Annotated in this window: 22 protein-coding genes and 1 pseudogene; 14 read left to right on the forward strand and 9 right to left on the reverse strand. The window is 74.7% G+C overall.

The window, feature by feature from the left end; genetic code table 11:
• From DLJ47_RS17665 to DLJ47_RS17675, 3 genes and pseudogenes are all read left to right on the forward strand, one after another.
• A pseudogene (locus DLJ47_RS17665) lies at positions 1-622 on the forward strand (hypothetical protein); the annotation flags it as partial.
• Positions 623-737: 115 nt separating this feature from the next.
• Positions 738-1715 carry a hypothetical protein gene (locus tag DLJ47_RS17670; protein ID WP_146228111.1) on the forward strand — a complete coding sequence of 326 codons (978 nt, stop codon included), beginning with the start codon at positions 738-740 and terminating at the stop codon, positions 1713-1715.
• Positions 1716-1811: 96 nt separating this feature from the next.
• Complete coding sequence (locus DLJ47_RS17675) at positions 1812-2132, forward strand: hypothetical protein (RefSeq protein WP_109901069.1); 321 nt, start codon at positions 1812-1814, stop codon at positions 2130-2132.
• A 39-nt stretch (positions 2133-2171) separates the two neighbouring features.
• On the opposite strand, the gene dacB is transcribed toward DLJ47_RS17675, so the two are convergent.
• Together dacB and DLJ47_RS17685 are read right to left on the reverse strand one after the other, a co-directional pair.
• Positions 2172-3755, reverse strand: coding sequence for a D-alanyl-D-alanine carboxypeptidase/D-alanyl-D-alanine endopeptidase (dacB, locus tag DLJ47_RS17680; protein WP_109901070.1), 1584 nt, complete (start codon positions 3753-3755; stop codon positions 2172-2174).
• Between the two features lie 93 nt (positions 3756-3848).
• On the reverse strand, positions 3849-4286 hold the full coding sequence (locus DLJ47_RS17685) for a hypothetical protein (RefSeq protein ID WP_109901071.1): 438 nt from the start codon (positions 4284-4286) through the stop codon (positions 3849-3851).
• Between the two features lie 325 nt (positions 4287-4611).
• On the opposite strand from DLJ47_RS17685, the gene DLJ47_RS17690 reads away from it, so the two are divergent.
• The gene (locus DLJ47_RS17690; protein ID WP_109901072.1) at positions 4612-5685 is read left to right on the forward strand and encodes an NAD(P)-binding domain-containing protein; all 1074 of its coding nucleotides are present in this window, start codon (positions 4612-4614) and stop codon (positions 5683-5685) included.
• 175 nt (positions 5686-5860) lie between these two features.
• The gene (locus tag DLJ47_RS17695; protein ID WP_109901073.1) at positions 5861-6142 is read left to right on the forward strand and encodes an adhesin; all 282 of its coding nucleotides are present in this window, start codon (positions 5861-5863) and stop codon (positions 6140-6142) included.
• A gap of 27 nt (positions 6143-6169) precedes the next feature.
• Here DLJ47_RS17695 and DLJ47_RS17700 read toward each other — a convergent pair whose 3' ends face one another.
• From DLJ47_RS17700 to DLJ47_RS17715, 4 genes are all read right to left on the reverse strand, one after another.
• A complete protein-coding gene (locus DLJ47_RS17700) occupies positions 6170-7246 on the reverse strand; it encodes a beta family protein (RefSeq protein ID WP_109901074.1) in 1077 nt (358 codons plus the stop codon).
• A 137-nt stretch (positions 7247-7383) separates the two neighbouring features.
• The gene (locus tag DLJ47_RS17705) at positions 7384-7905 is read right to left on the reverse strand and encodes a PepSY domain-containing protein (protein WP_109901075.1); all 522 of its coding nucleotides are present in this window, start codon (positions 7903-7905) and stop codon (positions 7384-7386) included.
• 102 nt (positions 7906-8007) lie between these two features.
• Positions 8008-9282: a sensor histidine kinase gene (locus DLJ47_RS17710; protein ID WP_109901076.1), complete on the reverse strand. Its 1275-nt coding sequence runs from the start codon at positions 9280-9282 to the stop codon at positions 8008-8010.
• The gene (locus DLJ47_RS17715) at positions 9279-9974 is read right to left on the reverse strand and encodes a response regulator transcription factor (RefSeq protein WP_109901077.1); all 696 of its coding nucleotides are present in this window, start codon (positions 9972-9974) and stop codon (positions 9279-9281) included. Before DLJ47_RS17715 ends, DLJ47_RS17710 begins: the two co-directional genes overlap by 4 nt.
• Positions 9975-10076: 102 nt before the next feature.
• On the opposite strand from DLJ47_RS17715, the gene DLJ47_RS17720 reads away from it, so the two are divergent.
• The 5 genes from DLJ47_RS17720 to DLJ47_RS17740 all read left to right on the forward strand — a co-directional run bounded on the left by DLJ47_RS17720 (position 10077) and on the right by DLJ47_RS17740 (position 14001).
• Positions 10077-10541, forward strand: coding sequence for a septum formation initiator (locus tag DLJ47_RS17720; protein ID WP_109901078.1), 465 nt, complete (start codon positions 10077-10079; stop codon positions 10539-10541).
• 183 nt (positions 10542-10724) lie between these two features.
• Entirely contained in the window at positions 10725-11129 is a 405-nt protein-coding gene (locus DLJ47_RS17725; RefSeq protein ID WP_088995726.1) for a hypothetical protein, read from the forward strand.
• Positions 11130-11434: 305 nt separating this feature from the next.
• Positions 11435-11827, forward strand: a complete 393-nt coding sequence (locus DLJ47_RS17730; protein ID WP_109901079.1) for a cupin domain-containing protein — start codon at positions 11435-11437, stop codon at positions 11825-11827.
• Between the two features lie 49 nt (positions 11828-11876).
• The gene (locus DLJ47_RS17735; RefSeq protein ID WP_109901080.1) at positions 11877-13673 is read left to right on the forward strand and encodes a glycoside hydrolase family 15 protein; all 1797 of its coding nucleotides are present in this window, start codon (positions 11877-11879) and stop codon (positions 13671-13673) included.
• A 43-nt stretch (positions 13674-13716) separates the two neighbouring features.
• Entirely contained in the window at positions 13717-14001 is a 285-nt protein-coding gene (locus DLJ47_RS17740; RefSeq protein ID WP_233257872.1) for a pectate lyase, read from the forward strand.
• A gap of 89 nt (positions 14002-14090) precedes the next feature.
• Here DLJ47_RS17740 and DLJ47_RS17745 read toward each other — a convergent pair whose 3' ends face one another.
• Positions 14091-15284 (reverse strand): threonine synthase, encoded by a 1194-nt coding sequence (locus DLJ47_RS17745; protein WP_109901081.1) that lies wholly within the window; start codon positions 15282-15284, stop codon positions 14091-14093.
• Between the two features lie 16 nt (positions 15285-15300).
• Positions 15301-16350, reverse strand: a complete 1050-nt coding sequence (locus tag DLJ47_RS17750) for a DNA polymerase ligase N-terminal domain-containing protein (protein WP_109901082.1) — start codon at positions 16348-16350, stop codon at positions 15301-15303.
• A 118-nt stretch (positions 16351-16468) separates the two neighbouring features.
• On the opposite strand from DLJ47_RS17750, the gene DLJ47_RS17755 reads away from it, so the two are divergent.
• The 4 genes from DLJ47_RS17755 to DLJ47_RS17765 all read left to right on the forward strand — a co-directional run bounded on the left by DLJ47_RS17755 (position 16469) and on the right by DLJ47_RS17765 (position 19333).
• Complete coding sequence (locus tag DLJ47_RS17755; protein ID WP_109901083.1) at positions 16469-17254, forward strand: aldo/keto reductase; 786 nt, start codon at positions 16469-16471, stop codon at positions 17252-17254.
• A 200-nt stretch (positions 17255-17454) separates the two neighbouring features.
• Entirely contained in the window at positions 17455-17622 is a 168-nt protein-coding gene (locus DLJ47_RS36315; protein WP_172899395.1) for a hypothetical protein, read from the forward strand.
• A complete protein-coding gene (locus DLJ47_RS17760; RefSeq protein ID WP_109901084.1) occupies positions 17622-18584 on the forward strand; it encodes a golvesin C-terminal-like domain-containing protein in 963 nt (320 codons plus the stop codon). The genes DLJ47_RS36315 and DLJ47_RS17760 overlap by 1 nt, the downstream gene beginning before the upstream one ends.
• 254 nt (positions 18585-18838) lie before the next feature.
• On the forward strand, positions 18839-19333 hold the full coding sequence (locus DLJ47_RS17765) for a hypothetical protein (RefSeq protein ID WP_109901085.1): 495 nt from the start codon (positions 18839-18841) through the stop codon (positions 19331-19333).
• Positions 19334-19454: 121 nt separating this feature from the next.
• Here DLJ47_RS17765 and DLJ47_RS17770 read toward each other — a convergent pair.
• The coding region (locus tag DLJ47_RS17770) for a cellulose-binding domain-containing protein (RefSeq protein WP_199235889.1) at positions 19455-19789 on the reverse strand (335 nt) is incomplete at its 5' end.

The raw sequence follows: 19789 nt of genomic DNA on the forward strand, positions 1-19789 counted from the left end.
GCCGGCCTCACCCGGGTTGCAGCCCCGCCAACGCCCGCCGAGCCCCACCCCGTCCGGGTCGGCGACCTCCGGCCCGCCGGTCCGCCCCACCCTCACCGTCGAGCAGCGAGACGTGCCCGCGCAGGTGGACCTGACCGCGTCGGGCAGCCGCGACTGGATCCACTGGGGACTGCGCGGTGGCGACTCGACGGTGCGCAAGCGCGACGGCTCCGGCGAACTGGTCGACGCCGGCGGTCGCGGCGTCCGGGGCGGCTGGGACGCCAACCAGGAGACGGTCAGCTGGCGCGACGGCGCGCCGGTCCGCTCGGCCGACGGCACCGCGACCGGGGTCTACACCTGCGGTGCCGGCAGCGGGTTCACGCTGGCCGTGGCGGGCGCCGGCGAGGCGCGCACGGTACGGCTGTACGCCGGGGTCTGGATGGCCCGGGGCCGGCTCGAGGTCCGGCTCGGCGAGCTGAGCCGGACGCTGCGGTTGGAGGACCCGCACACGCTCCGGTCGGCCGAGTTCACCGTCCGGTTCCAGGCTCCGAAGGGGACCCGGGTGGTGCTGAACTGGGTGGTCGAGGAGGTGTTCACCGGTGAGTGCGGCAGCGTGAGCCTCCAGGCGCTCACGCTGCGCTGACCGGCTCTCCGGCCCGCGCCGACCGCCGGCTGAGCCACCGGTTCCCCCGGGCGGGGGAGTCGCTCCACCCCGCGGCGGGAGGGCCGCCGGCCGCCGGCCGAGCAGGGTGGACGGCATGACCCGGACCCTGCCGCCGCCGGCCCCGCCCGCCGTGACCCGTCGCCCGACGCTGCCGTACGCCGTGCTCGGCTGGGCCCTGGCCTACGGCGCGCTGCGACTGTGCTGGGCGGTCGCCGGCGCCCCCGCGTTCCCACCGCTGGACACCGACCTGATGGTCTTCACCGGGTGGTGGGCGGTGGGGCTCTGCGCCGCCACGGCGCTGCTCGGCGCGGCGCTGGGCCGCGCCCGCGGCTGGCGTCCCGCGCTGGTCGCGGCCGGCTGGGCGGTCTGCGCGGCGCTGGCGCTCGCCTGCGCCCTGCTCCTGCTCGACCTGGTCGGGCTGCTCATCCTGGACCCGGGCGCGGCGTTCCATCCGGGGGCCTTCGCCAGCCGGCTCGGCTGCCTGACCGGGGCGGTGCTGCTCGCCGTGGCGCTGGTCGACCACCGGCGCCGGTGGCGCGGCGACTGCCGGCGGTGCGGCCGGACCGGGGAACCGGGGGCCCACGCCACCGCGGTGCCGGGCTGGGCCCGGGCGGCGGCGTGGGCGGCGGTCGTCGGCTGTCTGGTGCGGCTGGCAGCGCAGGTGTGGGTCGGCTTCGAGGACGTACCGCTGAGTCAGGGCGCCTCGATGGTCGCCTTCGAGGTCGGCTTCCTGCTCGCCGGGGTGCTGCTGCCGCTGGCCCTGGTCTACCGCTGGGGGCGGAGCTGGCCCCGCTGGGTGCCGCTGCTGGCCGGCCGGCGGGTGCCGCGCCTGCTGCCGCTCGTCCCGGCGGCGGTGTTCGCCGTGGGCCTGGTCGGCTACTTCGGCATCGGTCTGGCCCAGCTCACCGCGGAGACGGTCACCGGCACCTTCGACCCCGGCGACGGGCGCTACCCGTTGGCGTTCTTCTGGGTGGCCGAGCCGGCGTACTGGGTGTGGGGCTGGGGTCTCGGGGTGGCCGCCGTCGACTACCACCGGCGCACCCGTCGCGCCTGCCCGGCGTGCGGGCGGTGACTCCGCCCCGGCCGGGACAGTTTGTCCGTCGCGCCGGGTCCGGAGCGTCGTAGCGTTCTGCTGTCCGGTCCGACGATCCTGTGTGGAGGGTCACCGATGCGCAGCGCCACCCGTACCGCCCGACCGACCGCCGCGCGGGAACCGGCCGGGGAGGTGCTCCGGGAGATCCCTCTGCCGCCGTACGTGACGGGGGAGGACGCCCAGTTCGCGGTGCGGGCGGTGGTGGTGCACGCGCCGCGGCGCTGGTCGGGCGGGACGGTCTGCCGCAACGACGCCAGCCCGCATCCGTGCCGGCTGCACCGGTGGGGCACCCGGGTGCTGGCGCTGCGCGGCCTGCACGCCGCCGACATCGCCGCGCTGATCGAGCGGGGCGACCCGACCGCCGCGGTGCCGCCGCCGCGCCGGCCGGGCGCCTGAGCCGGTGCGGGCCCCCGGCCCGGGGGCCCGCACCCGGTGTCAGCAGGCGATCGGCTTGACCCAGGAACACTCCCGGCCCTCGGGCGCCCGCGGTGCGTCGGGGGCCGCCGGCGGCGCCACCCGCGCCGCGCTGACGCCGTCCTCGCGGTACGCGGCCAGCGCGATGGCGATCTGGTCCTCCAGTCCCTTCACCGACGAGGCGAGGTAGTTGTTCAGCAGCACCGAGAACGCCAGCACCCGGCCGTCGGCGTCGGTGACGTAGCCGGAGAGGCTGGAGACGCCGGTCAGGCTGCCGGTCTTGGCGTGCACGTTGCCGGCTGCCGGGGTGCCCCGCATCCGGCTGCGCAGGGTGCCGCCGATGAACCGTTCGGGATCGCCGGCGATCGGCAGCGCCGCGTACCAGGCGTCGAACCAGGGTTCGGCGCGGACCGCGGCGAGCAGCCGGACGAACTCGTCGGCCGGCACCAGGTTCCGCCGGGACAGCCCGGAGCCGTCCCGCTGGCGCAGCGTGCCGGTGTCCAGCCCGGCGTCGGCCACGTACCCGGTGATCGCGGCGAGCCCGGCCGACCAGGTGCCGGAGCCGGAGCGCATCCGCCCGATCTCCTTGGTCAGCACCTCGGCGTGACCGTTGTTGGAGAGCTTGAGGAAGGGCACCATCAGCTCGGCGAGGGTCATCGAGTCGTGCCGGGCCACGGTGGCGGCCGACTCCGGGGTGGGCTGCCCGAGGACGGTGCGGCCGAGCACCCGTACGCCGTGCTTGCGCAGCGCCGCCCGGAAGACGTCGGCGGCGTACCCGGTGGGCTCCCAGACCGTCACCCAGTCGCTCTCCGGCTCGTCGCCGACGACGATCTGGCCGGTGACCACGACGGTGTTGCTGCCGTGCTCACGTTCGAAGGAGATCGAGGTCTCGCCGCTGGCCACCGTCTCGGCCCGGTTGTCGAAGCGGAGGTAGCCGGTGGCCGGCGTGGTGGTCAGCACCGGTCGGTCGCCGGCGGTGGCTCCCGGCGCCGCGTGCACGATCACCGTGCCGGCGTCGTAGTCGGTGTCCGGCGCCACGGTCAGCGCGGACACCTGCGCGGCGTAGTAGTACGGCTCGTCGTCCCAGGTCCAGTCCGGGCCCAGCCGGGTGCGGTCGTAGCGGGTGTCGTCGGCCATCAGGTTCCCGGTGACCAGCCGGACGCCGGCGGCGGCCACCTGGGCGGCGAGCGCGTCGTAGTCGGCGGCGAGCATCGTCGGGTCGCCGCCGCCGCGCAGGTGCAGGTTGCCGGAGACCACCCCGGCCCGGCGGGTGCCGCTGGTCAGCACGTCGGTGCGGAACCGGTGCCCGGCGCCGAGCAGTTCCAGGGCGGCGGCGGAGGTGAGCAGCTTGGTGTTGGAGGCGGGGATGAGCCGGCGGTCGCCGTTGCGGTTGTAGACGGTCTCCCCGCTGGCGGCGTCGACCACCACCACCGAGGCCTGGGCTCCGGCCAGTCGGGAGTCGGCCAGGATCGCGTCGATGGTGGCGTTCAGGCGGGTCGCCGCGGGCGTCGGCGATTCGGCGGTGGCGGTGGGCGCGCCGGCGGTGGCCGCCGCGGCGACCAGCGCGACCAGCGCGAGCGTCCGGGGGAAGAGACGTCGATGCATGCGTCGATGCTGTCATGGAGATATCTGCCGGAAAAGTCCCTGAGCCGAAAAGAAATTGCCACCGGTGGCGCGGCCGTCCCGCCGGTGCCGTGGTCAGCCGTCCAGCCGGCGGGCGGTGACCGGTCCGTCCGGCGGCTGCTCGTCGGGGGCGAGGACGGCGACCGCCCGATCCACCAGGCCGTCGCTCACCAGCACCAACCGGTGGCACGCCGGGTCGCCGGTCCGCTCGGGCAGCCGCCCGGCCAGGGGGCGGACCTGCTCGGCGGAGGAGTCGTCGAGCACGAACCCGGTGGCGTCCCACCGCCCGTCCACGGTGAGGAGCGGACCGCTGTCCCGCTCCAGGTCGCCGTTGAGCACCACCGTCCGGTCCTCGCCGTCGAGGTCGCTGGACGCCTCGTTGAGCCCCCACGCCTGGTACGAGGCCCGACCCTCGTCCGGCGCGTCGCCCACACCCGCGCCCTCGCACCCGGTCAGCAGCAGACCCAGCGCCACCGCCGGGACCAGTGCCCGCCACCCGAGCCGTCCGCCCATGCCGCCCTCCGCCCGTCGATCCTGCCCGATCAGACCCCACCGGCGGGGCGCCGGTTCCACTCGCGCCCGGTTCCACCCGCCCCCTTTCCACTAGTGCACGGTGGCACCAGCGCCTGGTTTTACCCGTGCCCTTGTCCCACCAGCACGGTGACACCAGCGCCCGGTTTCACTCGCGCCTGGTTCCACCCGCGCCCGGTCAGCCGGCCGAGCCGCCGGTTGCACCCGGCCGAGCCGCCGGTTCCGTCCGGCCCGGCGGCCGTCGCGGTGTGAGCGGAAAGACGCTCCCGGCGGGCAGCCTGCGGCGCCCGGCGTTGTTGCACGGCACATGGACGCCCGCGACGTCGACGTGCTGGTGATCGGCGCCGGCCAGGCCGGCCTCTCCGCCGGCTACCACCTGCGCCGCACCGGGTTCACCCCCGCAACGGGGTTCGTCATCCTGGACGCCGACGACGGCCCGGGTGGGGCGTGGCGGCACCGCTGGCCGACCCTGCGGTTGGACCGCGTGCACGGCTTCCACGAGCTGCCCGGCATGCCCTTCCCGGCGGCCGAGCCCGACCGTCCGGCGGCCGAGGTGGTCAGCGCCTACTTCGCCGCGTACGAGCGCAGGTTCGAGCTGCCGGTACGCCGGCCGGTCCGCGTCCGGGCGGTGACCTCGCGCCCCGACGGCCGGCTCGACGTCGCCACCGACCGCGGCACCTGGTCCACCCGGGCCCTGGTCAACGCCACCGGCACCTGGACCCGGCCGTTCTGGCCGCACTACCCGGGCCGGTCGCTGTTCCGCGGCCGCCAACTGCACACCGCCGACTACCGGGGACCGGACGAGTTCGCCGGCAAGCGGGTGGTGGTGGTCGGCGGGGGCACCTCCGCCGTACAGCTGCTCGGCGAGGTCTCCACGGTCGCCGCCGAGACGACCTGGGTGACCCGGCGGCCACCCGACTTCCGGGCCGGTGAGTTCGGCCCCGAGCACGGCCGCGCCGCGGTGGCCCTGGTGGAGCAGGCGGTACGCGCCGGCCGCCCGCCGTCGAGCGTGGTCGGCGTGACCGGGCTGCCGCTCACCCCCGAGCTGCTCCGGCTGCGCGAGCGCGGCGTCCTCGACCGGTTACCCGTCTTCGACCGGATCACGCCCGACGGCGTGGCCTGGGCCGACGGGCGGTTCGTCGCCGCCGACGTGATCCTCTGGTGCACCGGCTTCCGGGCCGCGCTGGACCACCTCGCCCCGCTGCGGCTACGCGCCCCGGGTGGGGGCGTCACCATGGACGGCACCCGGGTGGTGGCCGACGAGCGGATTCACCTGATCGGGTACGGGCCGTCGGCGAGCACGATCGGCGCCAACCGGGCCGGCCGCGCGGCGGTACGCGACATCCGGGCGCTGCTCGCCCCGGCGGCCGTCGCGCACTGACCGGGCTCTATTTGACGGATCCGCCGGCAGCGGGCACCGTAGGCCCTGAAGGGGGCTTCAGCTGCCCCGACGCGACGGGGCGATCGAGGCCCCGGCAATCGCCTCCCACGTGTGCTCGCCCGTGGGCCGGTCCGGCCCGCGCCGTGAATTCGAGAAATCCACGAGGAGTTCCGCCATGCTCACCATGACCGACAACGCCGTCCTGGTCATCCGCGATCTCGCCAACCAGCAGGATGTCGCCGAAGAGGGCGGGGTGCGCATCGCCGCCGACACCCAGGCCGGTTCGCTCACCGTCGAACTGGCGGCCCAGCCGGCGCAGGGCGACCAGGTGGTGGACAACCAGGGCGCCCGGATCTTCCTCGACGCGGACGCCGCCGAACTGCTCGGTGACGCCTCGGTGGACGCCACCGTCGACGACGAGGGCATCATCCAGTTCGGGTTCACGGACAAGCAGTAGTCACCAGCGATCCGCCGCCGGGTCCGGTCAGCCGGCCCGGCGGGTCTGCACGCACCGAGGGCGGGCCGGCCGGCCGGGTGCGCCGGGCCGCCCCGACCGGACGTCCGGGCGCAGCAGGGTGGCCAGCACGTGCGCCAGGTGGTGCGAGGTGCTCCAGGCCGCCCAGTTGCTCGCCGACCCGGCGCCGGCGACCCGCCGGGCTCGCCGGAGGAGCTCGTGGTCGCCCCACGAGTAGGCCGCCCCGGCGGTGGGCCAGTGCGGGGCCGAGACCAGGGCGCGGCACAGGTCGGCGAACCGGTCGTCGCCCCGCCCACCGCGCCGCGACCACCGGTAGACCCACCAGGCGCCGTCGGCGGTGTAGCGCACGGTGGGCAGCCGGTCGGCCGGATGGTCCGCGACGGGCACCGCCGAGGCCACCCCGTAGTCGCCGTATCCGACGCCGAGGTCGGCCAGGCGCTGCCAGAGCAGCCAGTCCCAGCGGTCCAGGCGGACCGGTTCGTCGGTGGGCAGCCGGGTCAGGCTCGGCGGCATCCCGCCGGCCGCCACGGTCACCGACCGCCAGGCGTGCCGGCGGGCCCAGTCCAGCAGCCGGCGGACCCGCGGTTCGGCTGCCCGCACGTCGGCCGGGCAGCACACGTCGCCGGCGTCGACCAGCAGGTCGCACTGCTCGGGCGCCAGTCGGGTGAACCGCCACACCCGCTCCACGGCGGCGGTGGTGGCGTCCGGCCCGGCCCGGTCCTGGGCCACCCGCAGCCGCACCACCGCCCGGTGGGCGTACGCCCGGGCGGTCAGGCCGTGCGCGACGAGCCGCCGGTCGCTGTCCGCGAGCCCCACCACCGGCACCAGCGGTACGCCCCAGCGGACCAGCTCGGTCTCCGGCAGGTCGGGCAGGGCGCCGACGTCGACGGCCGGCACCAGACCCTCCGGCAGCCGGCCGAGGGCATCAGGGGAATACGCGTCCGGAGTGGACACCTGGAGGATCGGGGCGAGCAGGGAAACGACGACGCCGTCGAGGTGGCTGAGCGCCTCCAGCTCACCCCGCCGGCAGGCGAGGACGGGGCGGTAGACCGGTTCCGCCGCCCGACCCCCGTGGGCGGGCTCCATACCTCAGCCTATGTCAGACATCGTCGGTCGTCACCGCCGATGTTCCGGCCGCGGCGCGCGTACCACCGGTCCGGGCCGTCGACGCGCCGGTGCCGCCGCCCGGCAGCAGGACTGCGGGCGGCGGCACCGGCCGTGGCTCAGTCGTCGTCGCGGTCGTCGTCGTCGTCATCGTCGTCGCGGTCGTCGTCGGAGTCGTCATCCGAGTCGTCGTCGCCGTCGTCGTCGACCGGCTCCTGCTCGGCCTTGACCACCGCACCGGTCTCCCGGTCCACGTCGACCTCGTGCTCGGTCTGCCCGGCGACGATCTCGACGCTCCACACCGGACGGCCGTGCTCCTGCTCGGCCTCGATTTCGGTGATCCGGCCGCCGCCGGCCGAGGCCAGCGCGATCTCGCCGGCCCGCTGCTGGCTCACCGCGTCGGCGCCGGTGGCCGGTGCGGTCGTGCCGGGCGTACCACCGGTCGTGCCGGGGGTGCCGGGCGTGGCGCCGGTCGGGTCGTCGTCGGGTGTGGCGGCGGTGCTGGGCGCCGTGGTGGCCGCGGCCAGGGCGGTCCGCCCGGCCTGCCCGTCGTCGGCCACCGCCGTACCGACGGCCACCCCGGTCACGGCGAGCACGGCCGCGCCGCCGAGCGACGCCAGGATCAGGGAGTTGCGCTTCATCTCGGTCCACCTTTCCTCGGTCTCTGCATCCGAGCATCGGCCGGAGCGGGATAGCGGCGCGCTGCCCGGACGCTAAGGCCGGGTTAAGACCGGCGGGCGGGGTCAGGCGGCCGGCGGACCGAAGGTGAGCAGCACCTCGGCGCCCCCGTCGGGGGTGCTGCCGAGCTCCAGCCGGCCGCCGCCGGCCTGCGCCGCCCGGCGGGCGATGTCCAGCCCGAGACCGGTCGACCCGGCCGGGCTGGCGCCGCGCCGGACCGTCCCGGCCGGGATGCCGGGGCCCTCGTCGGTGACCGCGAGCACCACCTGTCCCGCGTCGAGGGCGAGCCGGACGCCGAACGCGGTGCCGTCCGGGGTGTGCGCGAAGACGTTGCCGAGCAACGCGTCCACGGCGGCGGCCAGTTCGTCGGCGGGCACCGCGACCGGCAGCGGACCGGGCGCCAGGTCGAGGGTGACCGCCCGCCCGGTGTCCTCGGCCAGCACCGACCAGAACGCCACCCGCTCGGCCACGATCGCGGCCGCGTCCGCGACCGTCGGACCGGCCGCCGGCGACCGCCAGCGGGCCTGCTGGATCAGGCCGGTGACCGCCCGTTCCAGCCCGTCCACCGCCGCGGTGACCCGGTCCACGTCCTGCGGGTCGCGCAGCGACTCGGCCTCCAGCCGGAGCGCGGTCAGCGGGGTACGGAGCCGGTGCGAGAGGTCCGCCACCCGCTCCCGTTCCTGCGCCAGCAGCACCTGGATCCGGCCGGCCAGGTGGTTGAGGGCACCGGCCACCTCGCGCAGCTCGGCCGGCCCGGCCGGGGCCACCCGGGCGTCCAGCTCGGCGTTGGCGAGCCGGTGCGACACCGCGGAGAGTTCGCTGATCGGCCGGACCAGGGTGCGGGCCAACCGGTCGGCGACGGCCAGCCCGATCAGCACCAGCAGCACGCCGAGCAGGGCCAGCACCAGCCAGGACCGGGTCACCCCGGCGGTCAGCTCGGCGCGCGGGACCTCGGTGCGGATCACCCCGGTGCCGTCCGGCCGGCCCTGCACCGCGATCACCACCTCGCGTCCCCGCGCCGACTCCGCGGTCAGGCTCCGCCCCCGCTCGGCCAGCGCCACCGCGGGCGTACGCGGGGCGGCGGCGCCGAGCACGGTGCCGTCGGGCAGGAAGACGCTGACCGGACGGCCGGACTCGGCGGCGAGCTGCTCGACGGTCAGCCGGATGGTCTCCGGGTCCGCCGTGCCGACCACCGACACCAGGCTCTGCGCGTCGGCGGTCGCCCGGACGGTGGCCCGGTCCTCGGCGACGGTACGGACCAGCAGCGCCAGCGGCACCAGGAAGGCGGCCAGGGTGAGCACGCTGACCGCGGCCACCAGCAGGGCCAGTCGCGCCCTCACCCGGCCTCCCCGGGTGCCTCCAGCCGCACCCCGACCCCGCGGACCGTGTGCAGGTACCGGGGCTGCTGGGCGTTCTCCCCCAACTTGCGGCGCAACCAGGAGAGGTGCACGTCGACGGTCTTGTCCGCGCCGCCGTACGGGATCTGCCACACCTCGGTGAGCAGCTCCCGCTTGGTGACCACCTCGCCGGGCCGGCCGGCCAGGTGGTGCAGCAGGTCGAACTCGCGCGGGGTCAGCTCGACCGGTTCGCCGTCCAGGCTCACCTGGCGGGAGCGGGGGTCGATCCGCAGCCCGCCGACCACCAGGGTCGGGTCGTCCGCCCCGGCGCCGGCCGGACCGCGCCGCAGCACCGCCCGGATCCGGGCGTCCAGCTGGGCGGCGGTGAACGGCTTGACCACGTAGTCGTCGGCGCCGGCGTCGAGGACCCGGACGATCTCGGTCTCGTCGTCGCGGGCGGTGGCCACGATCACCGGCACCGGGCTGACCGCCCGCAGCATCCGCAGCAGCTCGCGGCCGTCGAGATCGGGCAGCCCGAGGTCGAGCACGACCAGGTCGGGCCGCTCGTCCAGGGCGTCGCGCAGCCCGGTCATCGCGGTCGAGGCGGCCGCCACCGCGTGTCCGCGGTCGTGCAGCGCCCGGATCAGCGGGGTGCGGATCGTCAGGTCGTCCTCGATGAGCAGCAGGCGGGCCACAGCTGGCAGGCTATCGCCGTCGGCCCGTCCGGCCTCGGACGTTAACCCTCCCTTAGCGTCCGCCGGTGCCACGCCCAACCTTCGATCGGGGATAGTCGGGGTATGCGCCGCCGTTCGATCCTCGCCGTCGCCGGGTGGCTGGCCACCGCCGTGGTCGCCACCCTGATCGGGTTGGCGGCGATCCGGTTGGTGGGGGAGAGCATCACCGGCACCCCGGGCGGCGTGCTCAGCCAGCGGGAGGTCGAGCGGGCGCTGGCCGAAGAGCCGGCCTCGCCGCCGGTCTCGCCCGGCCCGACCACCGCGGCACCCGGCCCGTCCGGCGCGACGCCGAGCGCGCCGGCCGCGGGCCGGCGGGTGTTCACCACCGCGGGCGGCACCGCGGTGGCGGAGTGCGTGCCGGGCGGGGTGCGGCTGGTGTCCTGGTCGCCGGCCCAGGGTTACCGGGCCGGCGACGTCGACCGGGGGCCCGACGACGACGTCGAGGTGAAGTTCGAGGGCCCGTCCGGCGAGTACGAACTGAAGGTGCGCTGCGTGGGGCGGGAACCGGTGGCCGTTCCCGACGACTGATCGGGACAACGCCCCTGACCTGCGGCGCAGCGGCCAGAGTGTCCGTGATCGGACAATCGACGGCCTGGTTGGCGGATCGGTCACGACCTACGTTCGAATGACAAAGGGTGCGATCGGCGATGATCCCGCCCTTGCGCACCAACTGCCTCATCGCCGCCCCTCGGGCGGCCCGGGAGGGCACCGATGTCCAGCTCCAGGGCCCGGCGCGGGCCGGCACAGCCCGATTCGGGGGACGACGACGCCACCCGTGCCGACGCGCAGGTCACCACCTGTGCCACAGTCGGCCTGCCGATCACGGCGCGGGTGCTGTTCGCGGTGGTGACCGCCGACGGCAACCTGGTCCGCGGCCTCGGCGCCGCGCAGGCCACCCGCCTCGCGCGGGGCAAGTACCAGGTCATCTTCGACCAGGACGTGACGGCCGCCGGATACGTGGGAACCATCGGGCTGCCTGGCAGCGCGGGCGTCGCCCCGCCCGGTCAGGTGGCCGTGGCCGGCCGCACCGGCATCCCGAACGGTGTCTTCGTCTCCACCTTCGCCGGTGACGGCAGCGTCGCCGATCGGCCGTTCCACCTGACGGTGCTCTCCTGACCGCACCGTCGCCCTATGGCCGCGGACAGCACCGGGCGAACGGCGCGCAGCACCGGGCACCCGGCGGACGGAAACGAGCGCACGGCGCCGCTCGACCTGGGTCGAAGCGTCGCCGCGCTCTGGCCGTCTCCCACCACCGCAGCCGTACGGCGGTACGCCAGCGGGGACCTGGCTCGACCGGCCCGCGCTGCACCGGTCGAGATGTCGATCCCCGTCCTGGATGGAGCCAAACCTCGAAGACGTGGCAAATTCCACCATCTGCCAGTCCCGGCGTGACGCGGGGCCGGACCGGGTATGAGCCCGGCATGGAGCATTTCACGATCGCGACCGTCGCCGAGAAGAGCCCGGACTTCCGGCGGGTGCTGTGGACCGGTACGCACACCCAGTTGGTGATCATGACCATCCCGCCGGGCGGTGAGATCGGCGAGGAGGTCCACGAGGACATCGACCAGATCCTGACCTTCGTCAGCGGCACCGGCGAGGCCCGGGTCGCCGGGGAGAAGCGCGAGGTCGTCCAGGGGGACCTGGTGGTGGTGCCGGCCGGCACCAAGCACAACTTCGTCAACACCGGGCCGAACCCGCTGGTTCTCTACACCGTCTACGGTCCGCCGGAGCACGCCGACCAGGCGGTGCACCGCACCAAGGAGGAGGCGGACGCGGCGGAGGCCGCCGGCGAGGACGAGCCGCCCACCTCCTGACCCGGGCGGCGACCCGTCTGAGGCGGGCCGATCCGGGTACCCGCAGCGGGTGGACCAGCCGGCGATCTCCGACTACGGCTTCCTGTCCGACTGCCGCTCCGGCGCGCTGGTCGGCCGGGACGGCTCGATCGACTGGTGGTGCCCGGACCGGTTCGACGCCCCCTCGGTGTTCGGCCGGATCCTGGGCCCGCAGGCCGGGCACTGGCGGCTGGCGCCCGTCGCCGCCGGCCGGGCCGGGCACCGGGTGGAGCGCTCCTACCGACCGGACACCCTGGTGCTGCGTACCGTGCACCACACCCCCGAGGGCAGCGTCGCGGTGACCGACGCGCTGGCCGCCGAACTCGGCGCCCGGGGACACGAGCTGGGCAGGAACTCGCCGGCGGTGCTGCTGCGGGTGGTCGAGGGGCTCAGCGGTCGGGTGCCGATGGAGCTGGACTTCTGCCCCCGACCGGACTACGGGCTGCTCACCCCGTACCTGCACGACCAGCCGGACGGCGGGGTGCTGGCGGCGTGCGGCTCGGTGACGCTGACGCTGCGCGGCGGCGGGCTGCCGCTGCGCGCCGGGCGGGACCGGGTCCGGCACGAGTTCGCGGTCTCCGCCGGCGACGTGGTCGGCTTCGACCTGGCGTACGGGCCCGCCTACGGTGACCCGCCCGCCCGGCTGGACCCGGTCGTCGCGCTCGCCGAGACGGTGCAGGCGTGGGAGGCGTATCGGGAGTCGCACCACTACCCCGGCGAGTACGCCGACCTGGTCCGGCACAGCGCCACCGTGCTGACCGGCCTCACGTACACCCGCAGCGGCGCGGTGGCCGCGGCGCTCACCACGTCGCTGCCCGAGGAGCTCGGCGGCGACCGCAACTACGACTACCGCCTCTCCTGGCTGCGCGACTTCGCGATGACCCTGCGCGCCTTCTGGGTGGCCGCCTGCCCGTACGAGGCGTCCCGCCTCTTCGCCTGGGTGGCCCGCTCGATCGGCCAGGTCGGTCAGATGCCGGTGCCGGTGATGTTCGGCCTGGCGGGGGAGCGGGACCTCTCCGAGCACGAACTCGCACACCTGCCCGGCTACGCCGGCAGTCGGCCGGTGAGCGTCGGCAACGACGCCTGGCGGCAACGCCAGCTGGACGTCCCGGGCGAGGTGATCCTGGCGATCTGGCAGCTGGGCGACTACCTCGGTACCAGCTTCGACAAGGAGCTGCGCGAGATGGTGCTCGGGTTGGCCGAGCAGGTGGCCACCACCTGGCACCTGCCCGACCGGGGGATGTGGGAGGCCCGGGAGGAGGAGCGGCACTACCTGTCGTCGAAGGTGCTCTGCTGGGCGGCGATGGACAAGGCGGTGGCGCTGGCGCCCCGGCTCGGCGAGCGCGCCGACCCCCGGCGGTGGGCAGCGGTCCGGGACGAGATCCGGGCCACCGTGCTGCGGGAGGGCTGGAACGACCGGGTGGGGGCGTACACCGCGTCCTTCGGCTCGGCCGAGCTGGGCGCGTCGGCGCTCTACCTGCCCGTGGTGCGTTTCCTGCCGGCGACCGACCCGCGGATGCGCGCCACCATCGAGGCGGTCGAGCGGGAACTGGGCACCCCCGACGGGCTGATCCGGCGCTGGGCCGACGAGCCGGCGGGCTTCCTGCTCTGTTCGTTCTGGCTGGTGGAGTGCCTGGTGATGGCCGGCGAGCGGGAGCGGGCCCGGCGGCTGTTCGAGCGGGTGGTCGAGCACGCCAACGACGTGGGCCTGCTCAGCGAGCAGATCGACCCGCGCGACGGCGCGCAGCTGGGCAACACCCCGCAGGCGCTTTCGCACGTCGGCCTGATCAACGCGGCCTGGCGGCTCACCGCGCCGACCGCCGAGTGACGTCGGGTCGGAAATCCTGCAACAGACCTGCAAGCGCAATCCATTGACGCTCGTATGTGGCCGGTCCTACTGCTCCACCTCGTACCAGCGGCACGTGGTGCTGGACAACGTCACCGCAACGTCCACCAAGGCGCTCGCCGGCATCAACACCAACTGGGGCGACACCGCCCGGTTCAGCCGGATCACCATCCTGAACGACCCCGACCGGCGGACCGTGATCTGCGAGAAGTACATCGGCGTACCGAAGGGCGACGAACCGACCAAGATCGGCGAGGGCGCCGACGGGGTCAACTGCCTCTACGCCAGCTCCGACATCACCTACCGCTGACCGCCCCGACGGCCCCGCGGGTCGAACGGCCCGCGGGGCCACCGGCGGCCGGGCCGGCGCATCGGGCCCGGCCGCCCGGCCAGGGCGGGTCAGGAAGACAGCACCGGCACCCCGGCCACGTCCACCGTCTCCGGGTACTTCAGGCCGGCACCGGTGTTGAGCACCACCACCCGCTCGCCGGCCCGGATCCACCCGCCCGCCCGCAGCTGCCGGGCGGCGGTCAGGCAGGCGGCCCCCTCCGGGCAGAGCAGCAGCCCCTCCCGGGCGGCGAAGTCGCGCAGGTCGGTCAGGATCTCGGCGTCCTCGACCGCCACCGCGGTGCCACCGCTGGCCCGCAGCGCGGCCAGGATCAGTTCGTCGCCGAGCGGGGCCGGCACGGTGATGCCGAACGCCACCGTGTGCGCGTCCGCCCAGGGCTGGGCGCGCTCCTCGCCGGCGGCGAACGCCCGGACGATCGGGGCGCACCCGGTCGACTGGACGGCCACCAGCCGGGTCGGCCGGTCGCCGATCCAGCCCAGCTCACGCAGCTCCTGCAGCGCCTTGTGGATGCCGATCAGCCCCACCCCGCCGCCGGTCGGGTAGATGATCACGTCGGGCACCTGCCAGCCGAGCTGCTCGACGATCTCGTACCCCATGGTCTTCTTGCCCTCGAGCCGGTACGGCTCGCGCAGCGTGCCCGCGTCGAAGACCGCGCCCGCCGAGCCGGCCACCAGCTCGGCGACCAGCCGGCCGGCGTCGCCGATCAACCCGTCGACCAGGCGCAGGTCGGCGCCGGCCGCCACGCACTCCCGCCGGCAGATGCCCGGCGCGTCCACCGGCATGACCACCGTCGCGCCCAGCCCGGCCCGCGCGGCGTACGTCGCCCAGGCGGCGCCCGCGTTGCCGTTGGTCGGCATCGCGATCCGGGCCACGCCCAGCTCCCGGGCCCGGCTCACGCCGACCGCCGCGCCGCGCGCCTTGAACGACCCGGTCGGGGTCAGCCCCTCGTCCTTGACCAGCAGCTCGGCAACACCGATCTCCGCACCGTACGCCGGGGCGCGCAGTAGCGGCGTCCAGCCCTCGCCCAGCGTGGTCACGTGCCGCGGGTCGGCCACCGGCAGCAGCTCCCGGTAGCGCCACAGGTCGGCCGGGCGCAGCCCGAACCGTTCCGGGGTGACCACCTCGGCCACCGCGGCCAGGTCGTAGCGGGCCAGCAGCGGCGATCCGCAGTCGCAGAGGTTGCGCGGCTTGTCGGCGTCGTGTTCCCGGCCGCAGCGTGGGCACTCCAGGTGGGTCAGGTACACGTCGCTCCTCGCCGTCTCAGCTGGTGTCGATGCTCAGCCAGCGCCGGCTGCGTCGGCCCGGCTCGTAGACCGAGTCGAGTCGCTTGGCCACCACCCCGGGCAGCCCCTGCTCGCGAGCGGTCCGCAGGGCCTCGGCGCCGGTGCCGGGAAACCAGGGCGGAGTCTGCCAGTGCGCACCGGTCAGCGCCAGACCGTCGAGCAGCTCCCGGCGCTGCGCGTACGGCAGTTCGACGCTGGTCACCCCCTCCAGCCAGAGCAGGTCGAAGATCAGGTACTGGGCGTCCGCGGTGGCCCGGCCGCCGCGCGCCGGCCGAACCCGGCCGGCGCGGTCGATGCGTACCAGCACCCCGTCCAGCACGGCCTCGGTGGGCGCCAGCTCCTCGGCCAGGTCCCGCAGCCAGGGGTACGACCCGGTGACCTCCTCGTCGGTGTCGGAGAGCAGCCGCAGCCGCCCGCCGGAGACGTACGCCACCGCCCGCACCCCGTCCCAGCGCAGCTCGTAGCCCCACTGCCGGTCGTCCCGGGGCAGCTTCCCGCCCGGGCTGGGAAGCATCGGGCGGACCAGGTCCGGCATGCCGGTCCAACCCTGCGGGGCCGGGTCGGTGCGCCGGACCATCCAGTCCTTGCCGTCCTTGCCGCCGGTGGCGAAGAGGACGTACCGGCCGCTGGTCCGCTCGCCGGCGAGCACGACGATCACCTCGTCGTCGCGCCACTTCTCCGCGCGGTAGGTGCCCCGGTCGTGGATGGTCATCCGGCCGCCGCCGTACTCGCCGGCCGGGATCTCACCGTGGAAGGTGAGGTACTCCATCGGGTGGTCCTCGGTGTGTACGGCGAGGTGGTTGCGGCCGGGCTCGCGGGGCAGGCCGCGCGGCACCGCCCAGGAGGCGAGCACCCCCTCGTGCTCCAGCCGCAGGTCCCAGTGCAGGCTCCGGGCGTGGTGCTGCTGGATGACGAAGCGGGCGGTGCCGTCGGCCGGCTTCTTCCGCCGGGGGGCGCGCCGCGGCACCGGCTCCGGGGTGCGTGCCGCGTCCCGCTTGCGCCGGTACTCCTCCAGCCGGTCGGCCACACCCGCATTCTCCGGCAATCCGGCCCGGGCCGCCGGACGCCGGTGCCGACCCGCCGCCGACGACCCGGATGCCCGGTTTCCGGGCATGTCGGGGGCGATCACGGGTAGAACCATCGTCATGGACCTGGACCAGCCCACCGTTCCGCTGCCCGGCGAGGTGCGGATGCCGCTGCTCGGCTTCGGCACCTGGCAGGCCACCGGCAAGGCCGGTTACGACGCCGTGCTGGCCGCGCTGGACGCCGGCTACCGGCACGTCGACACCGCCACCATGTACGGCAACGAGGAGGAGGTCGGCCGGGCGGTGCAGGAGAGCGGGCTGCGCCGCGAGGACGTCTTCCTCACCACGAAGCTCCCGCCGGAGCGGGTGGGCCGGGAGCGGGAGACCATCGAGGCGAGCCTGCGCGCGCTCGGCACCGACCATGTCGACCTGTGGCTGGTGCACTGGCCGCCGTCGAACCCGGCGGACAGCATCCCGGTCTGGCGGGAGATGCTGGCCGCCCGTGACGAGGGGCTGGCCCGCGCGGTGGGGGTGAGCAACTACAGCACCGCGCAGATCGACGAGCTGATCCAGGCCACCGAGGAGAACCCGGCGGTCAACCAGATCCCGTGGAGCCCCGCCCTGTACGACCGCCAGCGGCACATCGAGCATCGGGACCGGGGTGTGGTGCTGGAGGGCTACAGCCCGTTCAAGCGGAGCGACCTCACCGATCCGGTGCTCACCCGGATCGCCGGCGCGCACGGCGTCTCGCCGGCCCAGGTGGTGCTCCGCTGGCACATCGACCACGAGATCGTGGTGATCCCGAAGTCCGTGACGCCGGAGCGGATCCGGGCCAACGCCGACGTGTTCCAGTTCGCGCTGACCGCCGAGGAGATCCGCGACATCGACGCGCTGGGCAGCACCTGAGCCGTCCGGCCGGGCAGACCCGGGCGGCGTGCGGCCCGCCGGCGGGACGGCCGCCCGGCCGAGTCCACTTCTTGCCAATTTCCTTCAGCCGAAGCTAGGGCGATGAAGGGTATCGACATAGACGCTCGTGACGATATACCGTGCGCGTCACGACGGCCGTCGATCCGTCGAACCCCTCCGCCCCCGGTTGAAGGAGCGCCATGGCCACGTCCCGAACCGTCCGTCTGCGGCGTCGAGGTCTGCTCGGCATCCCGGCCCTGGTGGCCGGCGCGCTGACCGCCGTCGCCGTCCGCCCCGCCGCGGCGAGTGCCGCGCCGCTCGCCGCGCCGAAGCCCGAGTGCCTCGCCGACCTGCTCGGGGAGTCCTGATGGCCACCATTCCCTGGCTGGTGGACGTGCTCCGCTCGGCCGGCGTCCAGGTCGTCGTCGAGGGCGACTGGCTCAACCGGATGCGCCCCGGCTCCTTCGACCCGATCGGCGTGCTCTGGCACCACACCGCGGCCACCTCCAGCGCCAGCAACCCGCACCCGGCGCTGAACATCTGCATCAACGGCCGGTCCGACCTGCCCGGCCCGCTCTGCCAGGCCCTGGTCGACTACCACGGCGTCTTCCACGTCATCTCCGCCGGCCGCTGCAACCACGCCGGCACGGCCCGGGCCAGCGGGCCCATCCCGGCCGGCGACGGCAACACCATGCTGATCGGCTGGGAGATCGACTACAACGGCGTCAGCCAGGAGATGACGGCAGCGCAGTACAACGCGTCCGTCGCCGCCACCGCCGCCGTGCTGAAGCGGCTCGGCAAGGACGCCAGCTACGCCCGGGGCCACCGGGAGACCAGCACCACCGGCAAGATCGACCCGTCCTTCATCGACCTGAACGTGATGCGCTCCGACGTCGCCGCCAAGATGGCCGGCACCCCGGCCTGGTCGTCGATCGTGGACAACGCCACCGCCGGCCGGTTCACCGCCAGCACCAACTGGGGCACGTCGTCGTACTCGGGGCAGCGCTACGGCGCCGACTACCGCTTCGCCGACCCGGTGCTGGCCAGCGACGCCGCCTGGTACAAGTTCAACGTGCCGGCGGCCGGCAGCTACCGGGTCGACGCCTGGTGGCCGGCGAACGCCGGCTACAACTCCTCGACCCCGTACATCATCGCCACGTCGAGCGGGAACCAGACGGTCCACGTCGACCAGCGGGCCACCGGCGGGCAGTGGCGGACGCTGGGCACGTTCGCGCTGCCGGCCGGGGACGCCAACCGGGTCGCGGTGAGCCGGTGGAGTTCGGCCAGCGGCCTGATCATCGCCGACGCCGTCCGGCTCACCCGGGTCTGACCGCCGACCGCATCCGCGCGACGTCCGCCAGACCCCGCGGCCTGGCGGACGCCGTGCGCACTGCTGGTTGGCGCTGATCCCCACCACGACTGCCAGCGAGGATCGATGGAGCGGGTCGACCAGTCCCGCGCCCGGTTGCCCGGGTGTGCTCCCCTCGATGGCGCGGTCGTCGGTTCCTCCGAAGGTCAGGTCATGCCATGAACGCGTCCGGAGGGGTTCGAGCCCGATACCGAAGGGACGACAAACTGCCGCTGGTGGTGGCGATCCTGCTGGCGGCCGGTCCCGTGGCGAACATGGTCCTCAACGGGCCGCACTCCGCCGGGGAGATCGTGGGACTGCTGGGCATGCTTCCGCTGGCCGTCTGCCTCGGTTACCTGGCGGGGCCGGCAGCGGCCGTCGGGGTCACGCCGGAACGCGTCATCGTCGACAACCCGTTCTTCAGGTACTCGGTGCCGCGGCACCTCGTCGCGGACATCGGCGTTCTGGAGAACATCGCGGTCGACCTGGTCGCCAAGGACGGGACGGAGATACCGGTGCATGCCGTGCTACCCGCCATCGGTAGCCCCGGCGGCGGTCCGGGCCGCCGCCGCCTGCTCGGCAAGGTTCGGACACTTCTCCAGATGATCGACGATGTTCCCGTTGCTCAGACGACCGGGGCTGTGGACCGCACCCTTCGACTCGGCAGCGTCCTGCTGGTGGTGGGCTCGGGTGCCTCCTTCGGCCTGTCCGTCCTTCTCCTGACCGGCTGATACGGCACAGCCTGTGGAGCGCGCCCGGCCCGGCTGCCAGGTCCGGATCACCCCGGCTGAATGGACCGAGAAAGGAGCGCGGCCCCAGGCCACGCTCCTTTCTCCTTGCTCCGGCGGAAGCTCAGGTACGCGAACAGGCGACGCCGTTGAGGGTGAAGCTGGTGGGCGAGGAGTACGACCCGCTCAGCGTCCCCTGGTAGCCGAAGCTCGCCGTGCCGCCCGGCGCGATCGAGCCGTTCCAGCTCAGGTTCCGCGCGGTCACCGTCGACCCGCTCTGGCTCACCGTGGCGTTCCAGGCGCTGGTCACCTGCTGCCCGGCGGGTAGTGAGTAGGTCAGCGTCCAGCCGTTGACGGTGCTGGAGCCGCGGTTGGTGATCTGCACGTCGGCGGTGAACCCGTTGTTCCACGAGTTGGGCGTGTACTTCACCGCGCAACCCGAGCCGCCGGGCGGCGGGG

Source organism: Micromonospora sp. S4605, assembly GCF_003176715.1.
Lineage (GTDB): Bacteria > Actinomycetota > Actinomycetes > Mycobacteriales > Micromonosporaceae > Micromonospora > Micromonospora echinaurantiaca.

Bases quoted from the DNA above. Each gene is read 5' to 3' on its own strand.
- DLJ47_RS17755 (WP_109901083.1), top strand. From the start codon at position 16,469: ATGGACCTGGACCAGCCCACCGTTCCGCTGCCCGGCGAGGTGCGGATG.
- DLJ47_RS17690 (WP_109901072.1), top strand. From the start codon at position 4,612: ATGGACGCCCGCGACGTCGACGTGCTGGTGATCGGCGCCGGCCAGGCC.
- DLJ47_RS17730 (WP_109901079.1), top strand. From the start codon at position 11,435: ATGGAGCATTTCACGATCGCGACCGTCGCCGAGAAGAGCCCGGACTTC.
- DLJ47_RS17695 (WP_109901073.1), top strand. From the start codon at position 5,861: ATGCTCACCATGACCGACAACGCCGTCCTGGTCATCCGCGATCTCGCC.
- DLJ47_RS17685 (WP_109901071.1), bottom strand. From the start codon at position 4,286: ATGGGCGGACGGCTCGGGTGGCGGGCACTGGTCCCGGCGGTGGCGCTG.
- DLJ47_RS36315 (WP_172899395.1), top strand. From the start codon at position 17,455: ATGGCCACGTCCCGAACCGTCCGTCTGCGGCGTCGAGGTCTGCTCGGC.
- DLJ47_RS17725 (WP_088995726.1), top strand. From the start codon at position 10,725: ATGTCCAGCTCCAGGGCCCGGCGCGGGCCGGCACAGCCCGATTCGGGG.
- DLJ47_RS17670 (WP_146228111.1), top strand. From the start codon at position 738: ATGACCCGGACCCTGCCGCCGCCGGCCCCGCCCGCCGTGACCCGTCGC.
- DLJ47_RS17705 (WP_109901075.1), bottom strand. From the start codon at position 7,905: ATGAAGCGCAACTCCCTGATCCTGGCGTCGCTCGGCGGCGCGGCCGTG.
- dacB (WP_109901070.1), bottom strand. From the start codon at position 3,755: ATGCATCGACGTCTCTTCCCCCGGACGCTCGCGCTGGTCGCGCTGGTC.
- DLJ47_RS17720 (WP_109901078.1), top strand. From the start codon at position 10,077: ATGCGCCGCCGTTCGATCCTCGCCGTCGCCGGGTGGCTGGCCACCGCC.
- DLJ47_RS17760 (WP_109901084.1), top strand. From the start codon at position 17,622: ATGGCCACCATTCCCTGGCTGGTGGACGTGCTCCGCTCGGCCGGCGTC.
- DLJ47_RS17675 (WP_109901069.1), top strand. From the start codon at position 1,812: ATGCGCAGCGCCACCCGTACCGCCCGACCGACCGCCGCGCGGGAACCG.
- DLJ47_RS17700 (WP_109901074.1), bottom strand. From the start codon at position 7,246: ATGGAGCCCGCCCACGGGGGTCGGGCGGCGGAACCGGTCTACCGCCCC.